Here is a 20,069-nt window from a genome sequence, read left to right on the forward strand (position 1 = left end):
ATGCAGGATGTAAAGCAGGAGGTCAAGCGTTATTGGGAAGCTTTGAAAGAGGTAATGGATCCCGAATTTCCCGTTAGCGTCGTTGATATGGGGCTTATATACGAAATAGAAGAAACGGATGCGGTCGTCTCCGTTACCATGACGTACACGGCCGTCTCCTGCGCCTGTATGGAGTGGATCGAAGCGGATATCAAAAAAAGACTGCTGCAGGAACCGGGTGTGCGGGAAGTGCAAATCCATGTCGTGTGGAATCCGCCGTGGACCGTGGACCGTTTAAGCCCGGAAGCGCGCGAGAGAATGAAAAAATGGGGGGTTAGCGCCCGATGAGCCAAACAGGGACCCGATTTGAATATGAAGTGTTTACGCGGATCAAGAGAGGAGACAACCTGATCCATGTTGGAACGGTTGAAGCTCCGACGGATGAATTGGCCAAAGTATACGCGGGCTATATCTACGACGAGGAAGACTGGGTGGAGATGTGCGTCGTTCGCAGAGACAGCATCAAGTGGGTCATCCAGCCGGAGGGGCTACTTGTTAAAGAAGGAGCAGTGCGATATGAGTAACAAAACAGCCGGATTGGCCTCATTTATCGAAACCATCGAAACGATAGCGGATAATAAATACATTCTGGGAGATCTGTTGGTCGAAATCGGAGTCAGCGGCCCGGATCTTGAAGCGACCTTATCTACCATTGCCATGGCTCAAGGAGAGCTGGGCCATGCGAGACTGCTTTACAACTGGGCGTTCGATTTGAAAGGAATCAAGAAACAGGAGATCGAACGCCAAACTGGTAAAGCGTTTACATCCGTGGTTGCCGTCGACAACTGGATTGACTTAATCGGTTCTTTATATGTGGTGAATGTAGGGCTGGAGCTTGTGCTTAAAGCCATGCTGAATGGACGCCATACCGATGTGGTTAACCGCATCAACAAGCTGTTGAGGGAGCAAAAAGAGCATATTATGTATTCCAGAGGCTGGGTGGAACAGCTTCTCAGGGATCAAGGCGCAGTCCCGCGCAAAATGGACGAAAGCATAAAAAAGGTATTTCCGGAGGTACAGGCTTGGCTGAAGGGGCTGGAGGATTCCAGTGCTTTGATTGAAGAGGGGTATCTAAAGCCCGGAGTCAGACTTGTGGCTCCCTTTCAGTCGCAAATCGGGAGTGTGCAGGCGCAAAGGGCTGAATCCGATGTCGTCTAAAGATGAAAAACAACCCCATTGTTCCTTTTGCAATTCGACGAATGTCGTGCTGTTATCCCGGTTTGGGACGGCGCAGCTGGTCAGGCAATATTACTGCAACGACTGCCGCAGCGCTTTTGAATATATCCGGTGGCAAAATGAGGATGCCCGGTGACGCGAGGTGTAAAGCCCGATGAAGGTACAGACGGTCGGAGTGGTTGGTTCAGGCACGATGGGCGCCGGTATTGCGCAAATCATCAGCCAAAACGGTTTTAGCGTTCTGCTGTACGATATCAACAAGGAGATTGTTACGCGGTCCTTAACACGCATTTATTCCCAGATTGATAAATTATTCGAAAAAGGCAAGCTGACCGAGTCGGAGTCACATGATGTAAAAACAAGAATTCGTACAACGGTTCAGCTGGCCGATCTGCAGGTGTGCCAAATCGTGATCGAAGCGGCTCCGGAAATCATGGAAATTAAACAAACTATTTTTCAGGAGCTGGACCGGCACTGCCCGAACGAAACGATATTGGCTACGAATACGTCATCCTTCTCCATCACTGAAATTGCAGGGTTCACGGATCACCCGGAACGGGTTGCGGGATTGCATTTTTTCAACCCTGCCCCCTTGATGCCGCTCGTCGAGGTGATCAGCGGACTGCGGACCGGAGAGGACGTGATGGAGCGTCTTGCAGATTTTGCGCGGAGCATCAACAAGAGCCCTGTCACCTGTAAGGATACCCCGGGATTCATTGTTAACCGGATTGCACGCCCTTACTATAACGAAGCGTTGCGGATTATGGGCGATCAGATGGCATCCCCGGCACAGATCGACCGGATTATGACCAAAGCGGGGAAATTCCGTATGGGTCCTTTTGAATTGCAGGATATGATCGGCGTGGATATTAATTTTGCCACAACGGAATCTTTACACCAGGGATTTTTCGGCGATGCCCGATTTCGCCCGCATTATTACCAGCAAAGAATGGTACAGTCGGGACAGCTGGGCAGAAAGTCGGGGGGAGGGTACTACGAGTATGACAGATAGGCAGTACGTCGCTGTTGTAGGCACCAATTCACTTGCCGATGCGCTGAGAAAGCAGCTTAGTCCCGTGAACGGAGTGGAGGTCCTTGATCTTCAGGAGGCGAAGACGCGCTCCATTCCGCTCCATATCGTGATAGAAACATCGAACCTGGAGCTTGCGGAGAAAAAAGCCGGGCTTCAGAGCTTGGAAAAATACATTGCCGGCGATACGCTGATTTTGTCCTCGGTACTGGGGGCTACAGCGACTCAAGCGGCATCATGGCTGTCTCATCCTTCCCGGCTTGTAGGGTTTGCGGCGTTTGCCAACCTGGAACAAACGGAATTGATCGAGCTGTGCGCGGCGCTTCAGACGGATGCCGGGTACGCCAAACAAGCGGAAGCCTTCTTTACCGCCATCGGTAAAGAAACCGAGTGGGTGGAAGACGAAGTCGGATTAGTGTTCCCCCGCATATTGTCGATGATTGTGAACGAAGCCGCGTTTGCGTTGATGGAGAAAATCTCCTCGGCGGAAGAGATTGATACGGCGATGCGTAAAGGTACGAATTATCCGATGGGGCCGCTGGCTTGGGCGGATGAACTGGGATTGGATGACATTTATGCCGTGTTGTCCGGACTCCACCGCGATATGGGCGAAGACCGGTACCGGCCTGCTCCCCTGCTGCGTAAGCTCGTTCACGCCGGGTGGCTGGGGAAAAAGACAGGCAGAGGGTTTTATGTCTATGCCAATCAAGATGCAAAGGAGTCGATCGTATGAGGGAGGCCGTCATTGTTGACGCTTTGCGTACCCCGATCGGTAAATATAACGGCTCGCTGCAACATGTGCGTCCGGATGACCTGGCCGCCATTGTGATTCGTGAATTGCTCAAGAGAAATCCGCTCGACCCCTCTTTGGTGGAGGATGTATTCTTCGGCTGTGCGAATCAGGCGGGGGAGGATAACCGCAACGTAGCCCGTATGGCCGTCCTGCTCTCGGGGATGCCGGAATCCGTGCCGGGCGTTACCGTCAACCGGTTGTGTGCTTCAGGATTGGAAGCGATTAACCAGGCGGCGGCTGCGATCCATTCGAACATCGGCGATATCTTTATCGCGGGAGGTACGGAAAGCATGTCCCGTGCGCCTTACGTCATGCTGAAGCCGAATTTGAGCGGCGAACGGGGCAACCAGACGATGTATGACACCACGCTGGGCTGGCGCATGGTGAATTCTAAACTGGCGGAACAATATCCTCCGGTCAGCCTGGGGGAGACAGCGGAAAATGTGGCCGAGCGTTATGGCATTTCCCGGGAAGAACAGGACGAATTCGCATTATCCAGCCAGCTTAAGGCGCAGGCGGCCATCCAAAGCGGCCGGTTTAAGAGCGAGATCGTTCCGGTCGAGGTGAAGCAGGGCAAACAAACCGTCATGTTCGATACGGATGAACATCCCAGAGGGGACACGACCCTGGAGAAGCTGGCTCAGCTCAAACCTGCTTTTAAAGTAAATGGAAGCGTAACCGCGGGTAATTCTTCGGGCATCAATGACGGGGCAAGCGCTCTGCTGATCATGGAGAGGCAAACCGCGGAAGGCTTGGGCCTGACCCCAATCGCCAAAATTGTAACCTGGGCGGCATCCGGAGTCGATCCGGCCTACATGGGCATCGGCCCGATACCCGCCGTAACCAAAGCGCTGAAAAAAGCGAATTTGACGGTGAGCCAGCTGGATCTGATCGAAATCAATGAAGCGTTCGCATCCCAATCGGTCGCTTGTGTCAAAGAGCTTGGCCTCGACATGAGCAAAGTCAATGTGAACGGGGGAGCGATCGCTCTAGGGCATCCGCTCGGATGCAGCGGCGCCCGGATCGTGACTACCATGGTGCATGAAATGACCCGCACCGATTGCCGCTATGGCTTGGCTACTATGTGTATAGGGGTAGGACAAGGACTCGCCACGGTGATCGAAAAACTCTGAGGAGGATTACGATGTTGAAAGAATACTATCCGCTCTTTATTAACGGCAAGTGGGAAGACAGCAGCAATGGCGAGGTATTTGAAACGCATAATCCCGCGACGGGAGAAGTGCTGGCGAAAGTGGCGAAAGCGACCAAAGCCGATGTGGACAAAGCGGTGGCGGCGGCCCGGGAGGCATTCGAGAACGGCAAGTGGTCCAAATTTTCTGCGGCCAGACGCGCACGAGTGCTGAATAAGATCGCCGACCTTCTGCGCGGCAGATTTAATGAATTGGTTCAGCTTGAGGTGCTCAACAGCGGCAAGACGGTAGACGCCGCCAAAGGGCAGATTAACCAGGCGATCGAAGACTTTGAATTTTATGCCGCCGCCGCCATTACGCAGAGCGGTCAAGTGAACCAGGTACCTAACGGATTTTTTAACTATACGGTAAAAGAACCGGTCGGGGTATGCGGACAAATCATCCCGTGGAACTATCCGTTCATGATGGCGGCCTGGAAAGTGGCGCCTGCTCTGGCTGCAGGATGTACGGTGGTGCTCAAGCCGGCCAGCTTCACTCCGATAACCGCGTACGTGCTGGCAGAGGTTTGCCATGAAGCGGGAGTTCCCGAGGGTGTCGTGAATGTCCTGACCGGCAGCGGCTCAGAAATCGGGCCTTACATGACCGAGCATCCCGGGATCGACAAGATCGCATTCACAGGCGAGACGGAGACCGGTAAAGATATTATGGCCCGCGCGTCCGTCACATTGAAACGTGTGACGCTGGAATTGGGCGGCAAATCTCCGAACATCGTATTCGAAGATTGCGATATGGACGGCGCTGTGGACGGCTCGCTGTATGGGATTTTTTACAATACAGGTCAATCCTGTGAAGCCCGTTCCCGGTTGTTCGTTCATGAATCCATTTATGACAAGTTCATGGAGAAGTTCATTGAAAAGGCAAAGAAAATCCGCGTCGGCGACCCGTTTGCCGAAGGCGTGCATATGGGTGCGGTTATCTCCGCAAGCCATGAGAAGGTCATTGACGGCTATGTGAAGCTGGCTGTGGAAGAGGGAGCCGAAGTGCTTTATGGCGGTAAGCGCCCTGAAGGCCCCGAGTTTGACAAGGGACATTGGTATATGCCGACGATTATAGGCAATGTTCGAAATGACATGAGAGTCGCCCAGGAAGAAATCTTCGGTCCGGTCGTCGTCGTGATGAAGTTCAGTGATGAAAAAGATGTGATCAAGCAGGCGAATGATTCCATCTTCGGACTGGGGTCCGCGGTTTGGACCAAGGATCATGGAAGAGCCCATCGGGTTGCCGCCGCTATGCGTGCAGGCATTGTCATGGTCAACTCTCCGATTTCCGCATTCCCGGGCACTCCGTTCGGCGGGTACAAACAATCCGGCTTCGGCCGGGAGCTGTCGCTCGAAACGATGAATTTGTATACGGAAACCAAAAGCGTTGTCTCTTACGTAGGAAGCCGTCCGCTGAATCTATTCGGAATTCAATAATCCAAACCAACCTTTAGGAGGAATTCAAATGTCCAATTTGACGCTTAAAAAAGAAAACGGAATTGCAGAAATTCACCTTCATATCAATAAAACGAACTCTTACGGCCTGGAGTTCTACAAAGAGCTGAACGCCGCGATTGACGAAATCCGTTTCGATTCATCCATTAAAGTTGCGATTCTCATGAGCGATGTACCGAAGTTTTTCTCTGCGGGAGCGGATATTAACTTCTTGAAGGCGGCTGAACCCCGTTACAAAACCCAGTTCTGCTTATTCTGCAACGAGACACTGGATAAAATGGCGCGTTCTCCACAAATTTTCATTGCTTGCCTTGAAGGGCATACCGTTGGCGGCGGTCTGGAGATGGCGCTCGGCTGCGACCTTCGCTTTATGGGGGATCAAGCAGGTAAAATCGGTCTGCCGGAAATCTCGCTCGGGGTGCTCGCCGGAACCGGCGGAACGCAGCGCTTGGCGCGTCTGATCGGCTTCTCCCGCGCGCTGGACATGAATATCACAGGCAAAACGATCTCGCCGCAGGAGGCGCTTGACATCGGGCTGGTCAATGACGTATTCCCGCAGGAGCAAACGCGCGAAAAAGTGCTTGAGTATGCCGGAAAAATCGTCAACAGCGCATCCTACGCTGCAGCCAACATCAAGCTTTCCATCATGAATGGGAAGGAAATGCCGCTGAATGTGGCGATTCGTTACGAAGGCGAGCTGCAAAATCTGCTCTTCCGTTCCGACGATGCCAAAGAAGGCTTGAGCGCTTTTCTGGAAAAACGGGAAGCCAACTGGATTGGTGCATAGAACGAATTCAACTTGTATTGCGATATCGGCTGCCGTATGGCCGATATCGCCATTTTTTTAAAGGCAGGTGTTCCACTTTGATTCTGGCATTTAACGGGAAACAACCGAAGATCGCGGGCACTGCGTTTATTGCTCCTAATGCAACGATTATCGGCGATGTTACGATTGAAGACGGAGCGAGCATCTGGTTTGGCGCCGTGCTCCGGGGGGATTGCGGGCCGATCGTGGTAGGGGCGGGAACCAGTGTGCAGGATAATTGCGTCATCCATATGACCAATAGCGGTACCTTCATCGGGGAGGATGTTACCGTCGGACACGGCGCTATACTGCACAACTGCCGTATTGGCCGTAAATCCGTTATCGGGATGAATTCGGTCGTCCTGGATGATGCGGAGATCGGGGAAGAATCCGTTGTCGCGGCGGGCAGCATTGTGACCCCTAGAACCGTATTTCCGCCGCGTATATTGATTACCGGCAATCCCGCCCGGAAGAAAAAAGACATTGAAGGCTCTTCTCTCTGGTGGGTCCAGGAAGCGTCGAAGGTGTACAAGGACTTGACGAAGCAATATCACAGCCAAGGAATCGGCATATGGAAAGAGGAGGATCAAGGATGAACCCAAAGCCAATCGTATGGGAGCAGCATGGACATATCGGCTGCATCAAACTGAACAGGCCCGATGAATTAAACACATTTCATTATGAAGCGCTCGTCAGTCTGGGGGAGATCATTGAAGAAATCGAGCAAAATCCCCGGGATATACGTGCGGTTATCGTTTCGGGAGAGGGCCGCGCTTTCTGTGCCGGAGCCGATTTGAAGGAGCGCCGAACCTTAAATGAGCAGCAGGTTCGGCGAAATGTAAGAAAAATCCGCGACGTTTTTTCGGCGTTGGGGCGATTGCCGCAGCCGACCATTGCCGCCATCAACGGTTTTGCTTTCGGCGGCGGGTTTGAACTGGCGCTGGCCTGCGATTTTCGATTCGCTGTCAAAGGCGTGCTCATGGGACTGACCGAAGTGAGCCTGGGGATCATTCCCGGAGCGGGAGGAACGCAGCGTTTGCCCAGGCTGATCGGACCGTCCAAAGCGAAAGAACTCATCCTTACCGCCCGCAAAATCAGTTCCGAAGAGGCGCTGGATTTAGGTATTTTAAACGGTCTCGCCGAGGATCGGGAGCAGCTTCTGGAGATGTGCGAGCGGCTTGCAAACGAAATGCTGGCCAATGCTCCTCTTGCCGTTTATCAAGCTAAATATGCAATCGACCGGGGCTTGGGCGTTGACCTGCAGACCGGTCTGGATCTGGAATCCAAAGCGTACGAGGTCATCATCCCGACCAAAGACCGGATCGAGGCGCTGGAAGCGTTCCGCGAGAAGAGAAAGCCCAGGTTTACCGGTGAATAATTCAATATACAAGAAGCATTGAGGTGTGTCCATCATGTCCAGAGCCAGGGTTAGCGGAGTGGGATCTTATGTCCCGGAAAACATACTGACGAATAGTGAGCTGGAGAAGATCGTAGATACTTCAGACGATTGGATAGTGGAGCGTACCGGCATCTCCGAAAGAAGGATTGCATCGCCTGATCAGGCTACTTCGGATCTGGCCTTTTTTGCGGCGGCGGAGGCGATCGGGGATGCCGGGCTGCAGGCCTCCGACATCGACCTGATCATTGTGGCTACGGAAACTCCCGATCATCCTTTCCCGCCGGTCGCTTGTCAGCTTCAGCATCGGTTAGGGTGCCGCAGCATTGCAGCGTTCGATGTTCATCTCGCCTGTACCGGATTTATTGCCGCTTTGCATGTTGCGGAGAAGTTCATCAAATCCGGGTCATGCAGGCATGCTCTGGTGGTCGGCGCCGATACGTTATCCAGAATTACAGATTACACGGACCGCTCCACTTGTATTTTGTTCTCCGACGGCGCCGGAGCTTTTGTGCTGTCTGCCGGTGATGAAGCCTCCCCGGATGGCATTATTCATTCCGCGATTCATTCGAACGGAGAATATTTTGATGCGGCGATCGTACCGGGAGGGGGCAGCAGGCATCCTCAGCCGCACAGTGAGGAAACCAAATACAAGATTTTGATGAACGGCAACAGGATCTTCCGGCTTGCCGTAACACTCATGAGCCAAAGCATTAAAGAGACGCTGGAGCACAGCGGCTTGACTTTGGATCAGGTGGACTGGGTGATTCCTCATCAAGCCAATCAGAGGATTATTGACGCCGTCGGAAGAACCCTGGACGTTCCGCACGAGAAGATGATCAGCACGATCCGATATTACGGAAATAACTCGGCGGCTACGGTCCCGCTGGCTATGGATCATTCCGTCAAAACGGGCAAAATCAAACGCGGCGATATGGTGGCGATGGCCGCTTTCGGCGGAGGATTGGGCTGGGGATCCGCGTTATTGAAATACTAGAGGTGCGGCGGGCATTCGAACGTTATCATTCTTCATCACATGCCGGTGAAGAGATATACTGATTTAAGGATGTTCTATTTTTTGCAGGATACACGCGATAAGTTCGTCCATATCTTTGGCAACGCACAACGCATCATTTACTGCAAGAAGATGCCGGTGTTCGCATATCATGCACAGCTTCATGCAATTCGTTGCTTGCAAACTATAGTCGTGCTTATCTGCTTCCAGTAAAGCCTTGATTTGATCTGTATGCCGTCTCACTTCATTGCGGTAACAATAATATAATCGATTGCACAAGCGGATCACATCCTTGTTCAGGAAACAAAAGCCGCCTTCGGTGCGCTGAAAATCAGCGTAACAGAGATCTGACGGCGATGGCCTTGGCAAGGGTTCCCAACCCTTGTCATGTAGTCGTTTTTTTCATGGAACATAAGAGCCGTCCCTCGGTCATCCAGTTACTCCATCAGGTTGACTTATGGGACAGCCCCTTCTTCCTTTCTTTTTATGCGCCTTGAACTTGTCTGATTGGAAGCTTGTTCACTATATAGGCTCCGTCCTTCATGACCACATGGAGTTTGTCATGATCCTGGAGTATGGAGATATTATCGAGCGGGTTACCGTCTACGACCAGAATATCGGCAAGCTTACCCGCCTCAATCGTTCCGATTTTATCCTCCATCAGCATAACCTGGCCGCCGTATTTCGTGGCGGAGACAATGGCATCCATGGGCGTCATCCCGACCAGTTTGACAAAGTGTTCGAGATCCCGGGCATAGCCGCCGTGAGGGCACCATTTAAATCCATAGTCGCCGCCCGGCAATATTCGAACTCCGGCTTTGTAAAGGCGATTCATATTCGACAAGGCAATTTCCAATCCTTCCTTGTATCCGGTTGCATCTATAGCTTCCTGGCCGAAATATTGGGCCCCATGCTCTAATGTGGAGACAAGCCAGTTCAATGCGGGGACTACGAATAAACGGTTCTTATGTTCAACAAGCATTTCAAACGCTTCATCATCGATGAAATCGGCATGTCCGATAATGTCTACCCCGGCTTCTACACAAATCTTCACGGAATCGGATGAACGCGCATGAGTATATACCCGTTTTCCTCTGGCGTGCGCTTCTTCGACCGCTGCCCGTACTTCCTTCAACGTATAGAGCGTCATTTCACTCCGGGCGTGCGGAGTCAGACTCTCGCCGCTTACATTCAGCTTAACCAGATCGGCTCCTTCCTTGAGCAAGCTTCTTACGGTTCGCCGAACCGCATCCTCGCCATCGGCAAAAATAGAGAGACCGGAAACATGGACATGATTCGGATGCAGATCGACAAAGCTTCCGGTTGCGGAAATCTCGGCTCCATTGGCCAGCATCCGGGGCCCGACAATCAGCCCCTGATTAATGGCATCCCGAAGGGCAATGTCTACCCGTCCTCTCGCGGCAGCGCTTACACAAGAAGTAAAACCGCTTTTAATCATCGTTTGAGCGTTTAAATAACAACCAAGCATGGTTTCCTCAAGAGGTTTGAAATCGATATCTTGAATATAAAGGGAGTTTTGCCATGTGAAGTGGGTGTGGGCTTCTGTCATACCGGGCATGATGGTTTTGCCGTCCAGTTCAATCACGTCGACATCGGCCGGATCGTAATGGACGGGAAGAGAAAGATGAGTGCCTATCGAGGTGATTTGATGGCCTTCAATCAGGACATCCATTCCCGCCTGCGCATCTTTTCCCGTACCATCGATTAATAAACCGTTGCGGAGCAATACAGCTTTCATATTTGTAACCCCTTTCATGAAATGGAATAGCATGCGAATGAGATTTTATTCTTACAATCAGGGAAACCGGCATTAAAGTGTGGACAGGAAATTGAGAAGGCTTTTGTTGACGGCATCAGGCATTTCGATCGTAGCCCAATGTCCGCAATTCGGTATAATTTCCAGCTGCGCTCTGGGGAAACGCCGGCTCATGAGCTTTGACATCGAAAGAGGACTCACCTTATCCTCATCACCGACAATAAGCAGAACGGGGGCCTCGACTTTGGAGTGGTCGATCGCCTGCGCTTGGGCGAGCGCTCTGCAGGAAGCCGCATACGCTTCCGGATGATTGCGCAGCAGCAGATCCTTGGCCAATCCGATTAAAGCGCTGTTCGTATGCTTGGAATAGGAAGAGAAACCGCCTTCGATAATGGCATCGGCAACAGCGTCCATTCCATTGGTACGGACCACATCGGAGCGATCGTAAATTCCTTTCCTGGCCGCCTCCGAGGGCTCGGTAAAACCTCCTACGAGCGTCAGACTTTTGACCATGTGCGGATAGGAGACCGCAAAATGCTGAACAACAAGGGTTCCCAGCGAATGGCCTGCCAAATGTGCCGCCTCAATGTTTTCGCGCAGCAGCAATTCCTTTAGATCAGAAACCCACAGCTCGATCGAATACTCGCACTGTGAAAGACCGGTTCGCCCGGACCCGCGCAAATCGTAGGAAAGCGTTCTATAATACCTAGAGCAAACCGTTGTCTGGCTGTTCCAGATATGGAGACTGCCTCCCAGGCCGTGGACGAAGACAATGACGTCACCGTCGCCTTTACTTTCATAGTTAACTTTCAAATCATTGACCTGGCCTAACATCTCATACCTCCCCGAAATCGTATTTTTCAAAATTGGTTATTCCAAAACAACAAATTGGTTTAACCAATATCTACCCCTATAGTAAACGACGCCTATCCTTCCGTCAATAAAAAAATAAAAAACAAGCTCCATGACAGAGACATGGCAGCTTGTTTAAGTGAAAAGCTATTGTTCCAGCATATTGCTTCTTACCGTTTTTAAATGCTCCAAAGCGACAATTTCCGCTCTGCGGGCATCACGTTCGCTTATCGCTTGATAAATTTCAAAATGCTGTGCACTGTATGTTTTCATTCGCTCCGGATTTAAGCTCTTTTCTTTCAATGTTCCCCATAGCTTTTCCGAACGAACGTTATTCACGATGTTCATAATGTAAAGGAGAAATGAATTTTTGGAGGAGACGGCGATCATATGATGAAATTGGCCGTCCAATTGTTCAAATTGGCGAATATCGGCATCTTCTATCGCTTGATTCAACTGATCCATATTTTGTTTTAATTGCTGTAGATCTTCTTGCGTGGCGCGAAGTGCAGCCAAATGTGCGAGATAGGGTTCGAAGGCCATTCGGACTTCAAACACCTCGGAAGGACTCGTCTGCTTCGAGATCTCGGCGAATAAGCCATCCATGCTTGAAAAATTGGCGTTTTTAACGAAGGTTCCTTGTCCGACATGGCTTTCAATGACACCGATGATTTCAAGTGCGCGCAGGGCTTCCCTGACTGTTGCCCGGCTGGTTTGGAATTTCTCTGCCAGCTCCCGTTCGGAAGGCAAGCGGTTTCCCACTTTTAGCGCGCCTTTTTCTATGTGATCTCTGATTTGATTTGCAATTTCAAGAAAAGCTTTATTTTCACCTACAGGAAAAAAGGCAAGTTCAAATTCCGCCATTACATAGTCTCCCCTCATGGTCTTACCAATGATGCTTTCAAATGAGTCCGGTTATTGAAATAATTATTAATTATATCTATAGTATGATCCTATCGTCAATTCGCTATAAGCAGCAAACGATTTGAATTTATATAAAAGACGCTTGACTAAAAGCGGGGGAATGCTCTAAGATATGAATACATTATTGGTTAGGCCAATTGTACGATTGGCCGCTCGACTATGATTAAAGACCAGGGAGGATTTAGCATGTACTTAACATCATTTACTCACGCCGGGCAATTAAAGTATGGCTTTCTAACGCAAAACGGACAATCCGTCGTGGATGCGCAAGAAGCGGAAAAGCGGCTTTTTGAGGAAACTTTATTGCCCGGAAGTTTAATTGAAGTGATTGAAACCGGGGAGGCCTATTCCCGTCTGAAAGAAATCAACCGTCTGCTCCAAGACGGCGGGGACCATGCCTTACCGCTCTCTGACATTGTGCTTGAAGCTCCTATTCCTTTCCCCAGACGAGATATCATTTGCCTTGGTCTAAATTATAGGGAGCATGCGCTTGAGTATACGGACGCTATGGAGGAAGCGAAACATATTCCTCAGCATCCGATTGTTTTCAGTAAAGCGACGACAACCGTCATTGGACCGAACAAGCCAATCAAAAGCCATTCGGATGTGACGAAACAAATCGACTATGAAGCCGAGCTTGCGATTGTGATCGGAAAGGAGGGCACGAATATTTCCGAAGCCGACGCCTATGATTATATTTTCGGCTATACGATCATTAACGATGTCACGGCGCGTGACCTGCAAAAAAAACACAGTCAATGGTTTTTGGGAAAAAGTCTCGATACCTTCGGACCTATGGGACCTTATTTAGTTACCGCTGACGAAATTCCGGCTCCCGTCAAATTGGATATTCAATGCAGAGTCAACGGAGAAATAAGACAACATTCCAATACCGAATATCTCATTTTTGACATTCCTGCCATGATTAAAACGCTCTCCAGCGGAATAACGTTAAAACCGGGCGATATTATTGCCACGGGAACCCCGAAAGGCGTGGGCCTTGGCTTTCAGCCGCCAAAATTTTTGAATCCGGGCGATCGGGTAGAAGTGGAAATTGAAAAAATCGGGGTATTAAGCAATGTCATATCTTAAAGAAAGGTGAATGTCATGTTGGATACGATTCTGCTTGCCGAAATGACCAGCGGTTACTCGGATGAGGAACTGCAAGCCATCGCAAAGGGCTTTTGCCCGAAGTGCTCGCCGTATAATATCAGGTACCGTATTCTTGAAACCTGTTATAGCGAAAAGCAAGGCATGGATGTACATCGGGTGAAATGCAGTAACATTGTTCAATGTGATTGGGATGAAAGCATACCCGCAGCGCGAGTTGATAATGGATTGGAAGGCTTCTTTGAATTATAGCCCGGAAGCATTTGCCAATGCATCGTACAATGAATCCGTTGGAAAGCCCCTCTTACGGCATAGGCCAAGAAGAGGGGCTTTTTGCCGCCCCTATGTCCCCGCCGCGGGGCAAAAATGGTATAATGGTTTTTGGCATCAGCGTTTCCGGTTTGAAGCAGTGAAAAGGGGGGAATATATGACCGTATTGCGCCGTTTGATGAGCCGTTTTTTCCATAGGAGGAGTATGCAGTATCAGCTTTTCATCACTTATTTAGGCATCAATCTGCTTCCTCTTCTTATCGTGGGAGCGCTTTCTTATCAAATTGCTTCTTTGGCGATCGTTCAGGAAGCGAGACGGAATAACGATCTTTTATTAGAAGCGATAAACAGAAACATCAACTTCTATATAAGAGAAATAGAGGATAAATCCACGATATTTTCCTCTGTTTTATTACAAAATCATACATTAATGGATAAATATGATAATTCCCGTGATATTTTCAGTCCGGAGAATCTGCTCAAGATCAGAAGGTATGTTACCTCCACCGTGGCATCGGGCGATGAGTATGTCAGTATAAGAGTTTATTCGGACAATGGCCGGCTTATTGACAAGGCGCTCCATAAAAATACATACACACATGCCTATAGTTCACCGGCAGAGCTGGCATGGCAGCAAAGAATGAAGGAAAACACAAGCGATGAGCTTATTTTCGATTTGCATCAGCTGGATATTAACGGGATCTACAGCTTCACCGCGTCCAGGGCGATTATGGATCCCAATACGAACCGGAGGATCGGCTATATTAGCTATGATAAAACGTTATCCTCCTTCTCATCCATGTTCAAACAAATCGAATACCGAAGCGGAGGCGTAACGCAGGTCATCAAGAAGGATGGGACCCTTCTGTATCATTCGAACAATGCTTTAATCGGCAAAAAGGCGGACAGAAGCCTGTTGGAACGCTTTAATCGAATCAGCGCCGATACCTTTATTGAACAAATAAAGGGCCAGGATGTCGTCGTCACCTTTAACAGAGCGGCGGGCGGCAGCTTGTACGTGGTAGGTTCGGTCCCGCTTTCTGCGCTGACCGAGGCGATCAAGGATTTACGCAATATGACGATCATCGTCAGCTGTCTGTCCATGCTTCTGGTGCTGATCCTGTCTTATTTCCTTTCCATTTACATGATCAAACCGATCAAGAAGCTGAACAGTTTAATGTCCAGGGTGGAGCGGGGAAACTTTAATGTCCGTAGGGAAAACATGGTGAACGTCAGTAAAGAAATCAATCAATTAAACAACAGCTTTCATACCATGGTAGACACCATCAACCATTTGATTAAAATTCAATACGAAACGGAGCTTCATAAGAAGGACGCGGAGCTTAAGGCTTTACTGATGCAGATCAATCCTCATTTTCTCTACAATACGTTGGAGGTGATCAATGGGATTGCCGATTATGAAGGGGTAACGCAAATCTCTGAGATTACCCAATCGTTAAGTAAAATGCTGCGCTATAACATCGATTTGAATCGGGAGCATGTTCAACTTTCCGCCGAGTTGGAACATTGCCGGCATTTCTTTCTGATTTTGAAAAGCCGGTTTGAAGACCAATTGATCGTGGACTGGGATGTAGATCCGGAGGTAGGCTCCTACATGATCGTCAAAATGGTCCTGCAGCCGTTATTGGAAAACTCGATTAAGCACGGGGTGGAGAAGAAGCTGGGAAAAGGGTTTATCAAACTGTCCGCTAAAAAATACGAGAAACGGATCGAAATCGAAATAACGGATAATGGCGTCGGTTTTGATACCGATAAATTGAAAGATTTTGAACAATATAAACGCCAGTCGTCCAACACTTATGCTGACTTTACTTCGGCAAGACATTTGGGACTCAAGAACGTATACACGAGACTGCGCATTGTTTTTGGGGATGAGGTTACCTTTCATATTAACAGCATACAAGGAGAAGGAACAACGATCACGATCAACATTCCGGCGGTGAAGCGCATCGATGACGGGGGGGAACTTGATGACGGGACAAAATAATCAGCATATCAACGTATTTATTGTAGAGGACGAAATTGCGGTCAGACGGAGTTTAATCGGTAAAATTCCATGGGGCTATTTGGGAATGAATCTGATGGGGCAGGCACAAAATGCTGAAGAAGCCTATGAGGCCATCCGGCTGGAGAGACCCGATATTATCCTGCTTGATATGCGGATGCCCGGTATGGGCGGTATGGCGTTTCTGGAAATATTGAAAAGACAGTTTCCGGCGATCGAAGTGATCGTATTAAGCGGATATTCCGATTTCGAGTATGTGAAGCAGGCATTAAGGTGCGGAGCAACCGATTATTTGTTAAAACCGATCATAAAAGAAGAGCTGGAGAAAGCGCTGATCCAGGCCATGGACAACATCAAGGCTGACAGGCAAAAAAAACAGGAGAGGATGCAGCAAAATCTGCTGCTCAATCAAAGCATCCCCTATTTTAAACGCAATTTGTTAAACACACTGGTACGGGGCGTTTATATGGATTGTTCGGAATTGCTTAAAAAACTAGCTTTATTGCATGTCAAGCTGACATATCCTCATTACCTGCTTGCGATGATTAATATCATCGATTTCGAACAAATCAAGCGGTATTATCGAAGTGACGTTTCGCTTGTTTTTTTCGCTCTGGAGAACGTGATGACGGAAAGTACGGGATATGCTCAACGCTTTATCGGCTTTAAGAGCGAGCTGAGAGAAAATGAATATATTTGCCTGCTCGGATTCGAAGAAAAGGAAAACATTCGCCATCAAGTACAGGAAATATTCCGGAAGACCATCTTGAATATTGAAAAGTACAATAAATGGCATATTCATATTTCGGTCAGCCAAGCGTTCAGCGAAATCACGGAGGTTCATCAAATATATAAACAACTCTCGTACGTATGGCATGAACAACAGGACGGTAAGGCATCGCGCCTTCTCTTTTATGAGGATCTTCAACCGGAGGCAGCCGATGCGGAGTCAAGCCTATGGAGCTCTGAAGCGGCTTTGGAATGGGGCGAACTCATGGCGAAAAGGGATTGGAAAGGATTGACCCGTGCGATTCATCATCTTTTTTTGCAATTGAAGTCCCGGTATAATGACGATCTTCGGATGTATAAGAAAGCGGCCGCACGGATTTACCGGATGATGGAGGAAAAAGTGCAGCAGATGCCGCTTCGTTCGCATGGCCAAGCTGCTCCGGATCATCCGGCCTTTAACGAATGGGTGTCTAAGTATACGAATATTGACGATCTGAAGTACGGTTTGATCGCCTTGCTGAATGATGCGGATAGTCCGAAAAATAAAAACGGTCAAACCAAAAAGCTGATTGAACAGGCAAAGGAATATATTGATCACTACTTTTATGAAGATTTGTCGCTTGATTTTATGGCCCAGAAATTTTATATGAACCGCACCTACTTTAGCGAACTGTTCAAACAGGAGACGGGTTGTTCGTTCAAAAAATATTTGATTCAAGTCAGGATCGACAAGGCTAAGGAGCTTCTGGCGGGACAGAAAATGAAAGCGGTGAATGTGGCTTTATTGGTCGGGTTTAAGGATCCCGTTTATTTTTCGACCGTATTCAAGAAGTCGACGGGACTTTCCTTTAAGGAATATGCAGACCAAATATAACAACCGAAAAAATTCAATGTTTTTTCCGAAGTTTCTACATGTCCATATCGCGGAATTGAACATATAATCTAAATATCCTTAAACAAGGAGCGAAGAGCGATGGATGAACATCAATACGTTCTGCAAATGAAAAATATTTGCAAGACATTCCCGGGGATCGTAGCGCTGGACCAAGTCTCTTTACATATAAAAAAAGGCGAAGTGCATGCTCTGATGGGGGAGAACGGGGCGGGCAAATCCACCTTGATGAAAATCCTGGCTGGCGTGGAGCAGCCCGATAGCGGAGATATTATCCTGAACGGCCGAAAAGTGTTTTTTAACCGGCCGTTGGATGCGATGAATCACGGAATCAGCATGATTCATCAGGAATTGAATTCCATTTTGGATATGACTATAGCGGAAAATATTTTTATCGGGAGAGAACCGTGCTATAAGCTGGGCATTGTCAATACCCAAGAGCTGAAGGCCAGAACGCGCGAGCTGTTCCAGTCCGTGGGTATGGATATCAATCCGGATAAGAAGCTGGTCGAGCTGAGTGTAGCGGAAATGCAAATGGTCGAAATTGTGAAAGCGATATCATATAATGCAAACATTATCATTATGGATGAGCCGACATCGGCGATTACAGACCGCGAGGTCGATAAGCTGTATGAGATCATCAGGAAGCTGACCGGCCAAGGCAAATCGATCATTTATATCTCCCATAAAATGAACGAGATTTATAAGGTTTGCGATGCGATTACCGTGTTAAGGGATGGCCGGTATATCGCGACCCGCCCGACGGAGGAATTAAACCAGCAGCAGTTGATCTCCCTGATGGTCGGCAGAGATTTGAAGGACATGTATGTCAAGCAGTCTTCGCGTATCGGCGAAACGTACCTGGAAGTGAAGGGCTTGACCCGCAAAGGGAAGTTTAGCAATATCCATCTTCATGTACGCCAGGGAGAAATCTTGGGCATCGCCGGATTAATGGGAGCGGGAAGAACGGAACTGGTGGAAACCATCTTTGGAGCTTATAAAGCCGACGCAGGCGAAATTTATGTCAAACAAAAGAAAGTCGATATGTCTAACCCCGGCAGTGCCATCTCCAACGGTATCTCGCTGGTAACGGAGGACCGGAAGCTTTTCGGGCTTAATCTCAAGTTTTCCGTCAAGGATAACACGACCTTGGCGAATCTGAAAAAGTTTACAAGGTTCAGGCAAATTATAAATTTCAAGGAAGAAAAGCAAACGGTTGATCACCAGATGAAATATTTAAATATTAAAGCCTCAAACCGCAATACCATGGTCAACACGTTAAGCGGAGGCAATCAACAGAAAGTAGTGCTGGCGAAATGGCTTTTGTGCAATCCGGACCTTCTGATTCTGGACGAACCGACAAGGGGAATTGATGTAGGATCGAAGGCGGAGATTTACAAAATCATCAGCCAACTGGCCAATGAGCAAAAAGCCATTATCATGATTTCGTCGGAAATGCCGGAATTGCTCGGGATGAGCGACCGCATTATCGTTCTTCACGAAGGAAAAATAACAGGAGAATTTCTGCGGGAGGAATTCGATCAGGAAAAGATCATGGCCTGTGCCGCAGGCTTTGAAAAAGAGCGAAGCATCGTTTGATTATCGTTAGGGGGAAGTCCGGTATGGTATTGAACAGGGAGTATATGGGCAGATTTCTGGCCAAATACGGTATTTATGCAGCCTTTTTATTGTTGGTTATCATCTTATCCATCACTTCATCGTCTTTTTTGACCGTGCAAAATATTTTCAATATTTTGAGGCAGGCATCCATTAGCGGAATTATAGCGGTGGGTATGACCTTCGTCATTATTCGAGGCGGGATCGATCTATCTGTAGGTTCGATTCTTGCCTTTTCGGCCGTGGTCGCCAGCAGCTTTGCACAAGGCGATGCCTATCCTCTCATTGTGCCTGTTGCCTTAGGTTTATTGGCCGGGTTGCTGCTTGGAGGGATTAACGGAATCATCATTTCACGTTGGAATGTCGCTCCTTTTATCGTTACCCTGGGGATGATGACGGCTGCAAGGGGACTGACCATGGTGTATACCGACGGCCGACCGATCATCAATCTTAATGACAGCTATAACCGGATGGGGGGAGGATATGTGGCCGGGATTCCGATTCCGGTACTCATCTTTATTCTTGTGATTCTGCTGGGCATTTTTATCCTGCATATTACCAAGTTCGGGCGCCATGTGTATGCGGCCGGGGGCAACGAGCATGCAGCCAGATTGTCCGGCGTCAATGTGAATTATGTTCAAGTTGCGGTATATGCGATCTCGGGTTTGGCTGCAGGGCTGGCCGGCATTCTTCTCTCCTCGAGGGTCATGACGGGTTCGCCTGTATTGGGAATAGGCTATGAATTGGATGCCATCGCCGCCGTCGTTATTGGAGGCACCAGTCTCGCCGGCGGAAGAGGAACAATCGTAGGGACAGTTATCGGTGTGCTGATTATCGGAATTATGAACAATGGGTTGGATCTGCTCAATGTGTCTTCCTATTACCAGCAGATTGTAAAGGGCGTTATTATTGTGCTGGCCGTACTTTTGGATAAGAAAAGCCATTAAGTGTATACGCGTCGCATGACGGTATAA

Annotated in this window: 21 protein-coding genes; 18 read left to right on the plus strand and 3 right to left on the minus strand. The window is 49.0% G+C overall.

The genetic code is table 11. The features are described from left to right. The 12 genes from BLT35_RS19295 to BLT35_RS19345 all read left to right on the plus strand — a co-directional run bounded on the left by BLT35_RS19295 (position 1) and on the right by BLT35_RS19345 (position 8,880). Entirely contained in the window at positions 1 to 327 is a 327-nt protein-coding gene (locus BLT35_RS19295) for a metal-sulfur cluster assembly factor (protein WP_062409563.1), read from the plus strand. After that, positions 324 to 563: a hypothetical protein gene (locus BLT35_RS19300; RefSeq protein ID WP_054817428.1), complete on the plus strand. Its 240-nt coding sequence runs from the start codon at positions 324 to 326 to the stop codon at positions 561 to 563. The genes BLT35_RS19295 and BLT35_RS19300 overlap by 4 nt, the downstream gene beginning before the upstream one ends. Beyond that, the gene (locus tag BLT35_RS19305) at positions 556 to 1,197 is read left to right on the plus strand and encodes a Phenylacetic acid catabolic protein (protein WP_054817429.1); all 642 of its coding nucleotides are present in this window, start codon (positions 556 to 558) and stop codon (positions 1,195 to 1,197) included. The genes BLT35_RS19300 and BLT35_RS19305 overlap by 8 nt, the downstream gene beginning before the upstream one ends. Continuing rightward, complete coding sequence (locus BLT35_RS27120; RefSeq protein WP_171005986.1) at positions 1,187 to 1,351, plus strand: PaaD-like zinc ribbon domain-containing protein; 165 nt, start codon at positions 1,187 to 1,189, stop codon at positions 1,349 to 1,351. The genes BLT35_RS19305 and BLT35_RS27120 overlap by 11 nt, the downstream gene beginning before the upstream one ends. 18 nt (positions 1,352 to 1,369) lie before the next feature. Further along, complete coding sequence (locus BLT35_RS19310) at positions 1,370 to 2,227, plus strand: 3-hydroxyacyl-CoA dehydrogenase NAD-binding domain-containing protein (protein ID WP_074729493.1); 858 nt, start codon at positions 1,370 to 1,372, stop codon at positions 2,225 to 2,227. After that, positions 2,217 to 2,978, plus strand: coding sequence for a 3-hydroxyacyl-CoA dehydrogenase family protein (locus BLT35_RS19315; RefSeq protein ID WP_062409561.1), 762 nt, complete (start codon positions 2,217 to 2,219; stop codon positions 2,976 to 2,978). The genes BLT35_RS19310 and BLT35_RS19315 overlap by 11 nt, the downstream gene beginning before the upstream one ends. Beyond that, positions 2,975 to 4,171 carry a thiolase family protein gene (locus tag BLT35_RS19320; protein ID WP_062409560.1) on the plus strand — a complete coding sequence of 399 codons (1,197 nt, stop codon included), beginning with the start codon at positions 2,975 to 2,977 and terminating at the stop codon, positions 4,169 to 4,171. Before BLT35_RS19315 ends, BLT35_RS19320 begins: the two co-directional genes overlap by 4 nt. An 11-nt stretch (positions 4,172 to 4,182) precedes the next feature. After that, the gene (locus tag BLT35_RS19325) at positions 4,183 to 5,664 is read left to right on the plus strand and encodes an aldehyde dehydrogenase family protein (protein WP_062409559.1); all 1,482 of its coding nucleotides are present in this window, start codon (positions 4,183 to 4,185) and stop codon (positions 5,662 to 5,664) included. A gap of 28 nt (positions 5,665 to 5,692) precedes the next feature. Beyond that, a complete protein-coding gene (locus tag BLT35_RS19330; RefSeq protein ID WP_074729494.1) occupies positions 5,693 to 6,469 on the plus strand; it encodes an enoyl-CoA hydratase/isomerase family protein in 777 nt (258 codons plus the stop codon). 77 nt (positions 6,470 to 6,546) lie between these two features. Continuing rightward, positions 6,547 to 7,083: a gamma carbonic anhydrase family protein gene (locus tag BLT35_RS19335; protein ID WP_062409557.1), complete on the plus strand. Its 537-nt coding sequence runs from the start codon at positions 6,547 to 6,549 to the stop codon at positions 7,081 to 7,083. Next, positions 7,080 to 7,865, plus strand: coding sequence for an enoyl-CoA hydratase-related protein (locus BLT35_RS19340; protein WP_062409556.1), 786 nt, complete (start codon positions 7,080 to 7,082; stop codon positions 7,863 to 7,865). Before BLT35_RS19335 ends, BLT35_RS19340 begins: the two co-directional genes overlap by 4 nt. Before the next feature lie 34 nt (positions 7,866 to 7,899). After that, positions 7,900 to 8,880, plus strand: a complete 981-nt coding sequence (locus BLT35_RS19345) for a beta-ketoacyl-ACP synthase III (protein WP_054817431.1) — start codon at positions 7,900 to 7,902, stop codon at positions 8,878 to 8,880. A gap of 502 nt (positions 8,881 to 9,382) precedes the next feature. On the opposite strand, the gene BLT35_RS19355 is transcribed toward BLT35_RS19345, so the two are convergent. The 3 genes from BLT35_RS19355 to BLT35_RS19365 form a co-directional block, all read right to left on the minus strand. After that, entirely contained in the window at positions 9,383 to 10,657 is a 1,275-nt protein-coding gene (locus BLT35_RS19355) for a metal-dependent hydrolase family protein (protein WP_062409554.1), read from the minus strand. Between the two features lie 72 nt (positions 10,658 to 10,729). Continuing rightward, complete coding sequence (locus BLT35_RS19360) at positions 10,730 to 11,509, minus strand: alpha/beta fold hydrolase (protein ID WP_062409553.1); 780 nt, start codon at positions 11,507 to 11,509, stop codon at positions 10,730 to 10,732. 165 nt (positions 11,510 to 11,674) lie between these two features. Beyond that, positions 11,675 to 12,391: a FadR/GntR family transcriptional regulator gene (locus BLT35_RS19365; RefSeq protein WP_054817433.1), complete on the minus strand. Its 717-nt coding sequence runs from the start codon at positions 12,389 to 12,391 to the stop codon at positions 11,675 to 11,677. 246 nt (positions 12,392 to 12,637) lie between these two features. On the opposite strand from BLT35_RS19365, the gene BLT35_RS19370 reads away from it, so the two are divergent. From BLT35_RS19370 to BLT35_RS19395, 6 genes are all read left to right on the plus strand, one after another. Next, the gene (locus tag BLT35_RS19370) at positions 12,638 to 13,543 is read left to right on the plus strand and encodes a fumarylacetoacetate hydrolase family protein (RefSeq protein ID WP_062409552.1); all 906 of its coding nucleotides are present in this window, start codon (positions 12,638 to 12,640) and stop codon (positions 13,541 to 13,543) included. Positions 13,544 to 13,558: 15 nt separating this feature from the next. Beyond that, positions 13,559 to 13,813: a hypothetical protein gene (locus BLT35_RS27125; protein ID WP_062409551.1), complete on the plus strand. Its 255-nt coding sequence runs from the start codon at positions 13,559 to 13,561 to the stop codon at positions 13,811 to 13,813. Between the two features lie 223 nt (positions 13,814 to 14,036). Next, positions 14,037 to 15,839 carry a sensor histidine kinase gene (locus BLT35_RS19380; protein WP_074729495.1) on the plus strand — a complete coding sequence of 601 codons (1,803 nt, stop codon included), beginning with the start codon at positions 14,037 to 14,039 and terminating at the stop codon, positions 15,837 to 15,839. Beyond that, positions 15,823 to 17,460, plus strand: a complete 1,638-nt coding sequence (locus BLT35_RS19385; protein ID WP_074729496.1) for a response regulator transcription factor — start codon at positions 15,823 to 15,825, stop codon at positions 17,458 to 17,460. Before BLT35_RS19380 ends, BLT35_RS19385 begins: the two co-directional genes overlap by 17 nt. Positions 17,461 to 17,559: 99 nt before the next feature. Next, positions 17,560 to 19,077 (plus strand): sugar ABC transporter ATP-binding protein, encoded by a 1,518-nt coding sequence (locus tag BLT35_RS19390; protein ID WP_074729497.1) that lies wholly within the window; start codon positions 17,560 to 17,562, stop codon positions 19,075 to 19,077. A 23-nt stretch (positions 19,078 to 19,100) separates the two neighbouring features. Next, the gene (locus BLT35_RS19395) at positions 19,101 to 20,042 is read left to right on the plus strand and encodes an ABC transporter permease (protein WP_074729498.1); all 942 of its coding nucleotides are present in this window, start codon (positions 19,101 to 19,103) and stop codon (positions 20,040 to 20,042) included. The last annotated feature ends 27 nt before the right edge of the window (positions 20,043 to 20,069 follow it).

This window comes from Paenibacillus naphthalenovorans, from assembly GCF_900099895.1.
Taxonomy (GTDB): Bacteria; Bacillota; Bacilli; order Paenibacillales; family NBRC-103111; genus Paenibacillus_G; species Paenibacillus_G naphthalenovorans.

What these genes read in the sequence shown, in the direction of transcription:
- BLT35_RS19295 (WP_062409563.1), top strand. Translation starts at nt 1, where the DNA reads ATGCAGGATGTAAAGCAGGAGGTCAAGCGTTATTGGGAAGCTTTGAAA.
- BLT35_RS19300 (WP_054817428.1), top strand. Translation starts at nt 324, where the DNA reads ATGAGCCAAACAGGGACCCGATTTGAATATGAAGTGTTTACGCGGATC.
- BLT35_RS19305 (WP_054817429.1), top strand. Translation starts at nt 556, where the DNA reads ATGAGTAACAAAACAGCCGGATTGGCCTCATTTATCGAAACCATCGAA.
- BLT35_RS27120 (WP_171005986.1), top strand. Translation starts at nt 1,187, where the DNA reads ATGTCGTCTAAAGATGAAAAACAACCCCATTGTTCCTTTTGCAATTCG.
- BLT35_RS19310 (WP_074729493.1), top strand. Translation starts at nt 1,370, where the DNA reads ATGAAGGTACAGACGGTCGGAGTGGTTGGTTCAGGCACGATGGGCGCC.
- BLT35_RS19315 (WP_062409561.1), top strand. Translation starts at nt 2,217, where the DNA reads ATGACAGATAGGCAGTACGTCGCTGTTGTAGGCACCAATTCACTTGCC.
- BLT35_RS19320 (WP_062409560.1), top strand. Translation starts at nt 2,975, where the DNA reads ATGAGGGAGGCCGTCATTGTTGACGCTTTGCGTACCCCGATCGGTAAA.
- BLT35_RS19325 (WP_062409559.1), top strand. Translation starts at nt 4,183, where the DNA reads ATGTTGAAAGAATACTATCCGCTCTTTATTAACGGCAAGTGGGAAGAC.
- BLT35_RS19330 (WP_074729494.1), top strand. Translation starts at nt 5,693, where the DNA reads ATGTCCAATTTGACGCTTAAAAAAGAAAACGGAATTGCAGAAATTCAC.
- BLT35_RS19340 (WP_062409556.1), top strand. Translation starts at nt 7,080, where the DNA reads ATGAACCCAAAGCCAATCGTATGGGAGCAGCATGGACATATCGGCTGC.
- BLT35_RS19345 (WP_054817431.1), top strand. Translation starts at nt 7,900, where the DNA reads ATGTCCAGAGCCAGGGTTAGCGGAGTGGGATCTTATGTCCCGGAAAAC.
- BLT35_RS19355 (WP_062409554.1), bottom strand. Translation starts at nt 10,657, where the DNA reads ATGAAAGCTGTATTGCTCCGCAACGGTTTATTAATCGATGGTACGGGA.
- BLT35_RS19360 (WP_062409553.1), bottom strand. Translation starts at nt 11,509, where the DNA reads ATGTTAGGCCAGGTCAATGATTTGAAAGTTAACTATGAAAGTAAAGGC.
- BLT35_RS19365 (WP_054817433.1), bottom strand. Translation starts at nt 12,391, where the DNA reads ATGGCGGAATTTGAACTTGCCTTTTTTCCTGTAGGTGAAAATAAAGCT.
- BLT35_RS19370 (WP_062409552.1), top strand. Translation starts at nt 12,638, where the DNA reads ATGTACTTAACATCATTTACTCACGCCGGGCAATTAAAGTATGGCTTT.
- BLT35_RS27125 (WP_062409551.1), top strand. Translation starts at nt 13,559, where the DNA reads ATGTTGGATACGATTCTGCTTGCCGAAATGACCAGCGGTTACTCGGAT.
- BLT35_RS19380 (WP_074729495.1), top strand. Translation starts at nt 14,037, where the DNA reads ATGCAGTATCAGCTTTTCATCACTTATTTAGGCATCAATCTGCTTCCT.
- BLT35_RS19385 (WP_074729496.1), top strand. Translation starts at nt 15,823, where the DNA reads ATGACGGGACAAAATAATCAGCATATCAACGTATTTATTGTAGAGGAC.
- BLT35_RS19390 (WP_074729497.1), top strand. Translation starts at nt 17,560, where the DNA reads ATGGATGAACATCAATACGTTCTGCAAATGAAAAATATTTGCAAGACA.
- BLT35_RS19395 (WP_074729498.1), top strand. Translation starts at nt 19,101, where the DNA reads ATGGTATTGAACAGGGAGTATATGGGCAGATTTCTGGCCAAATACGGT.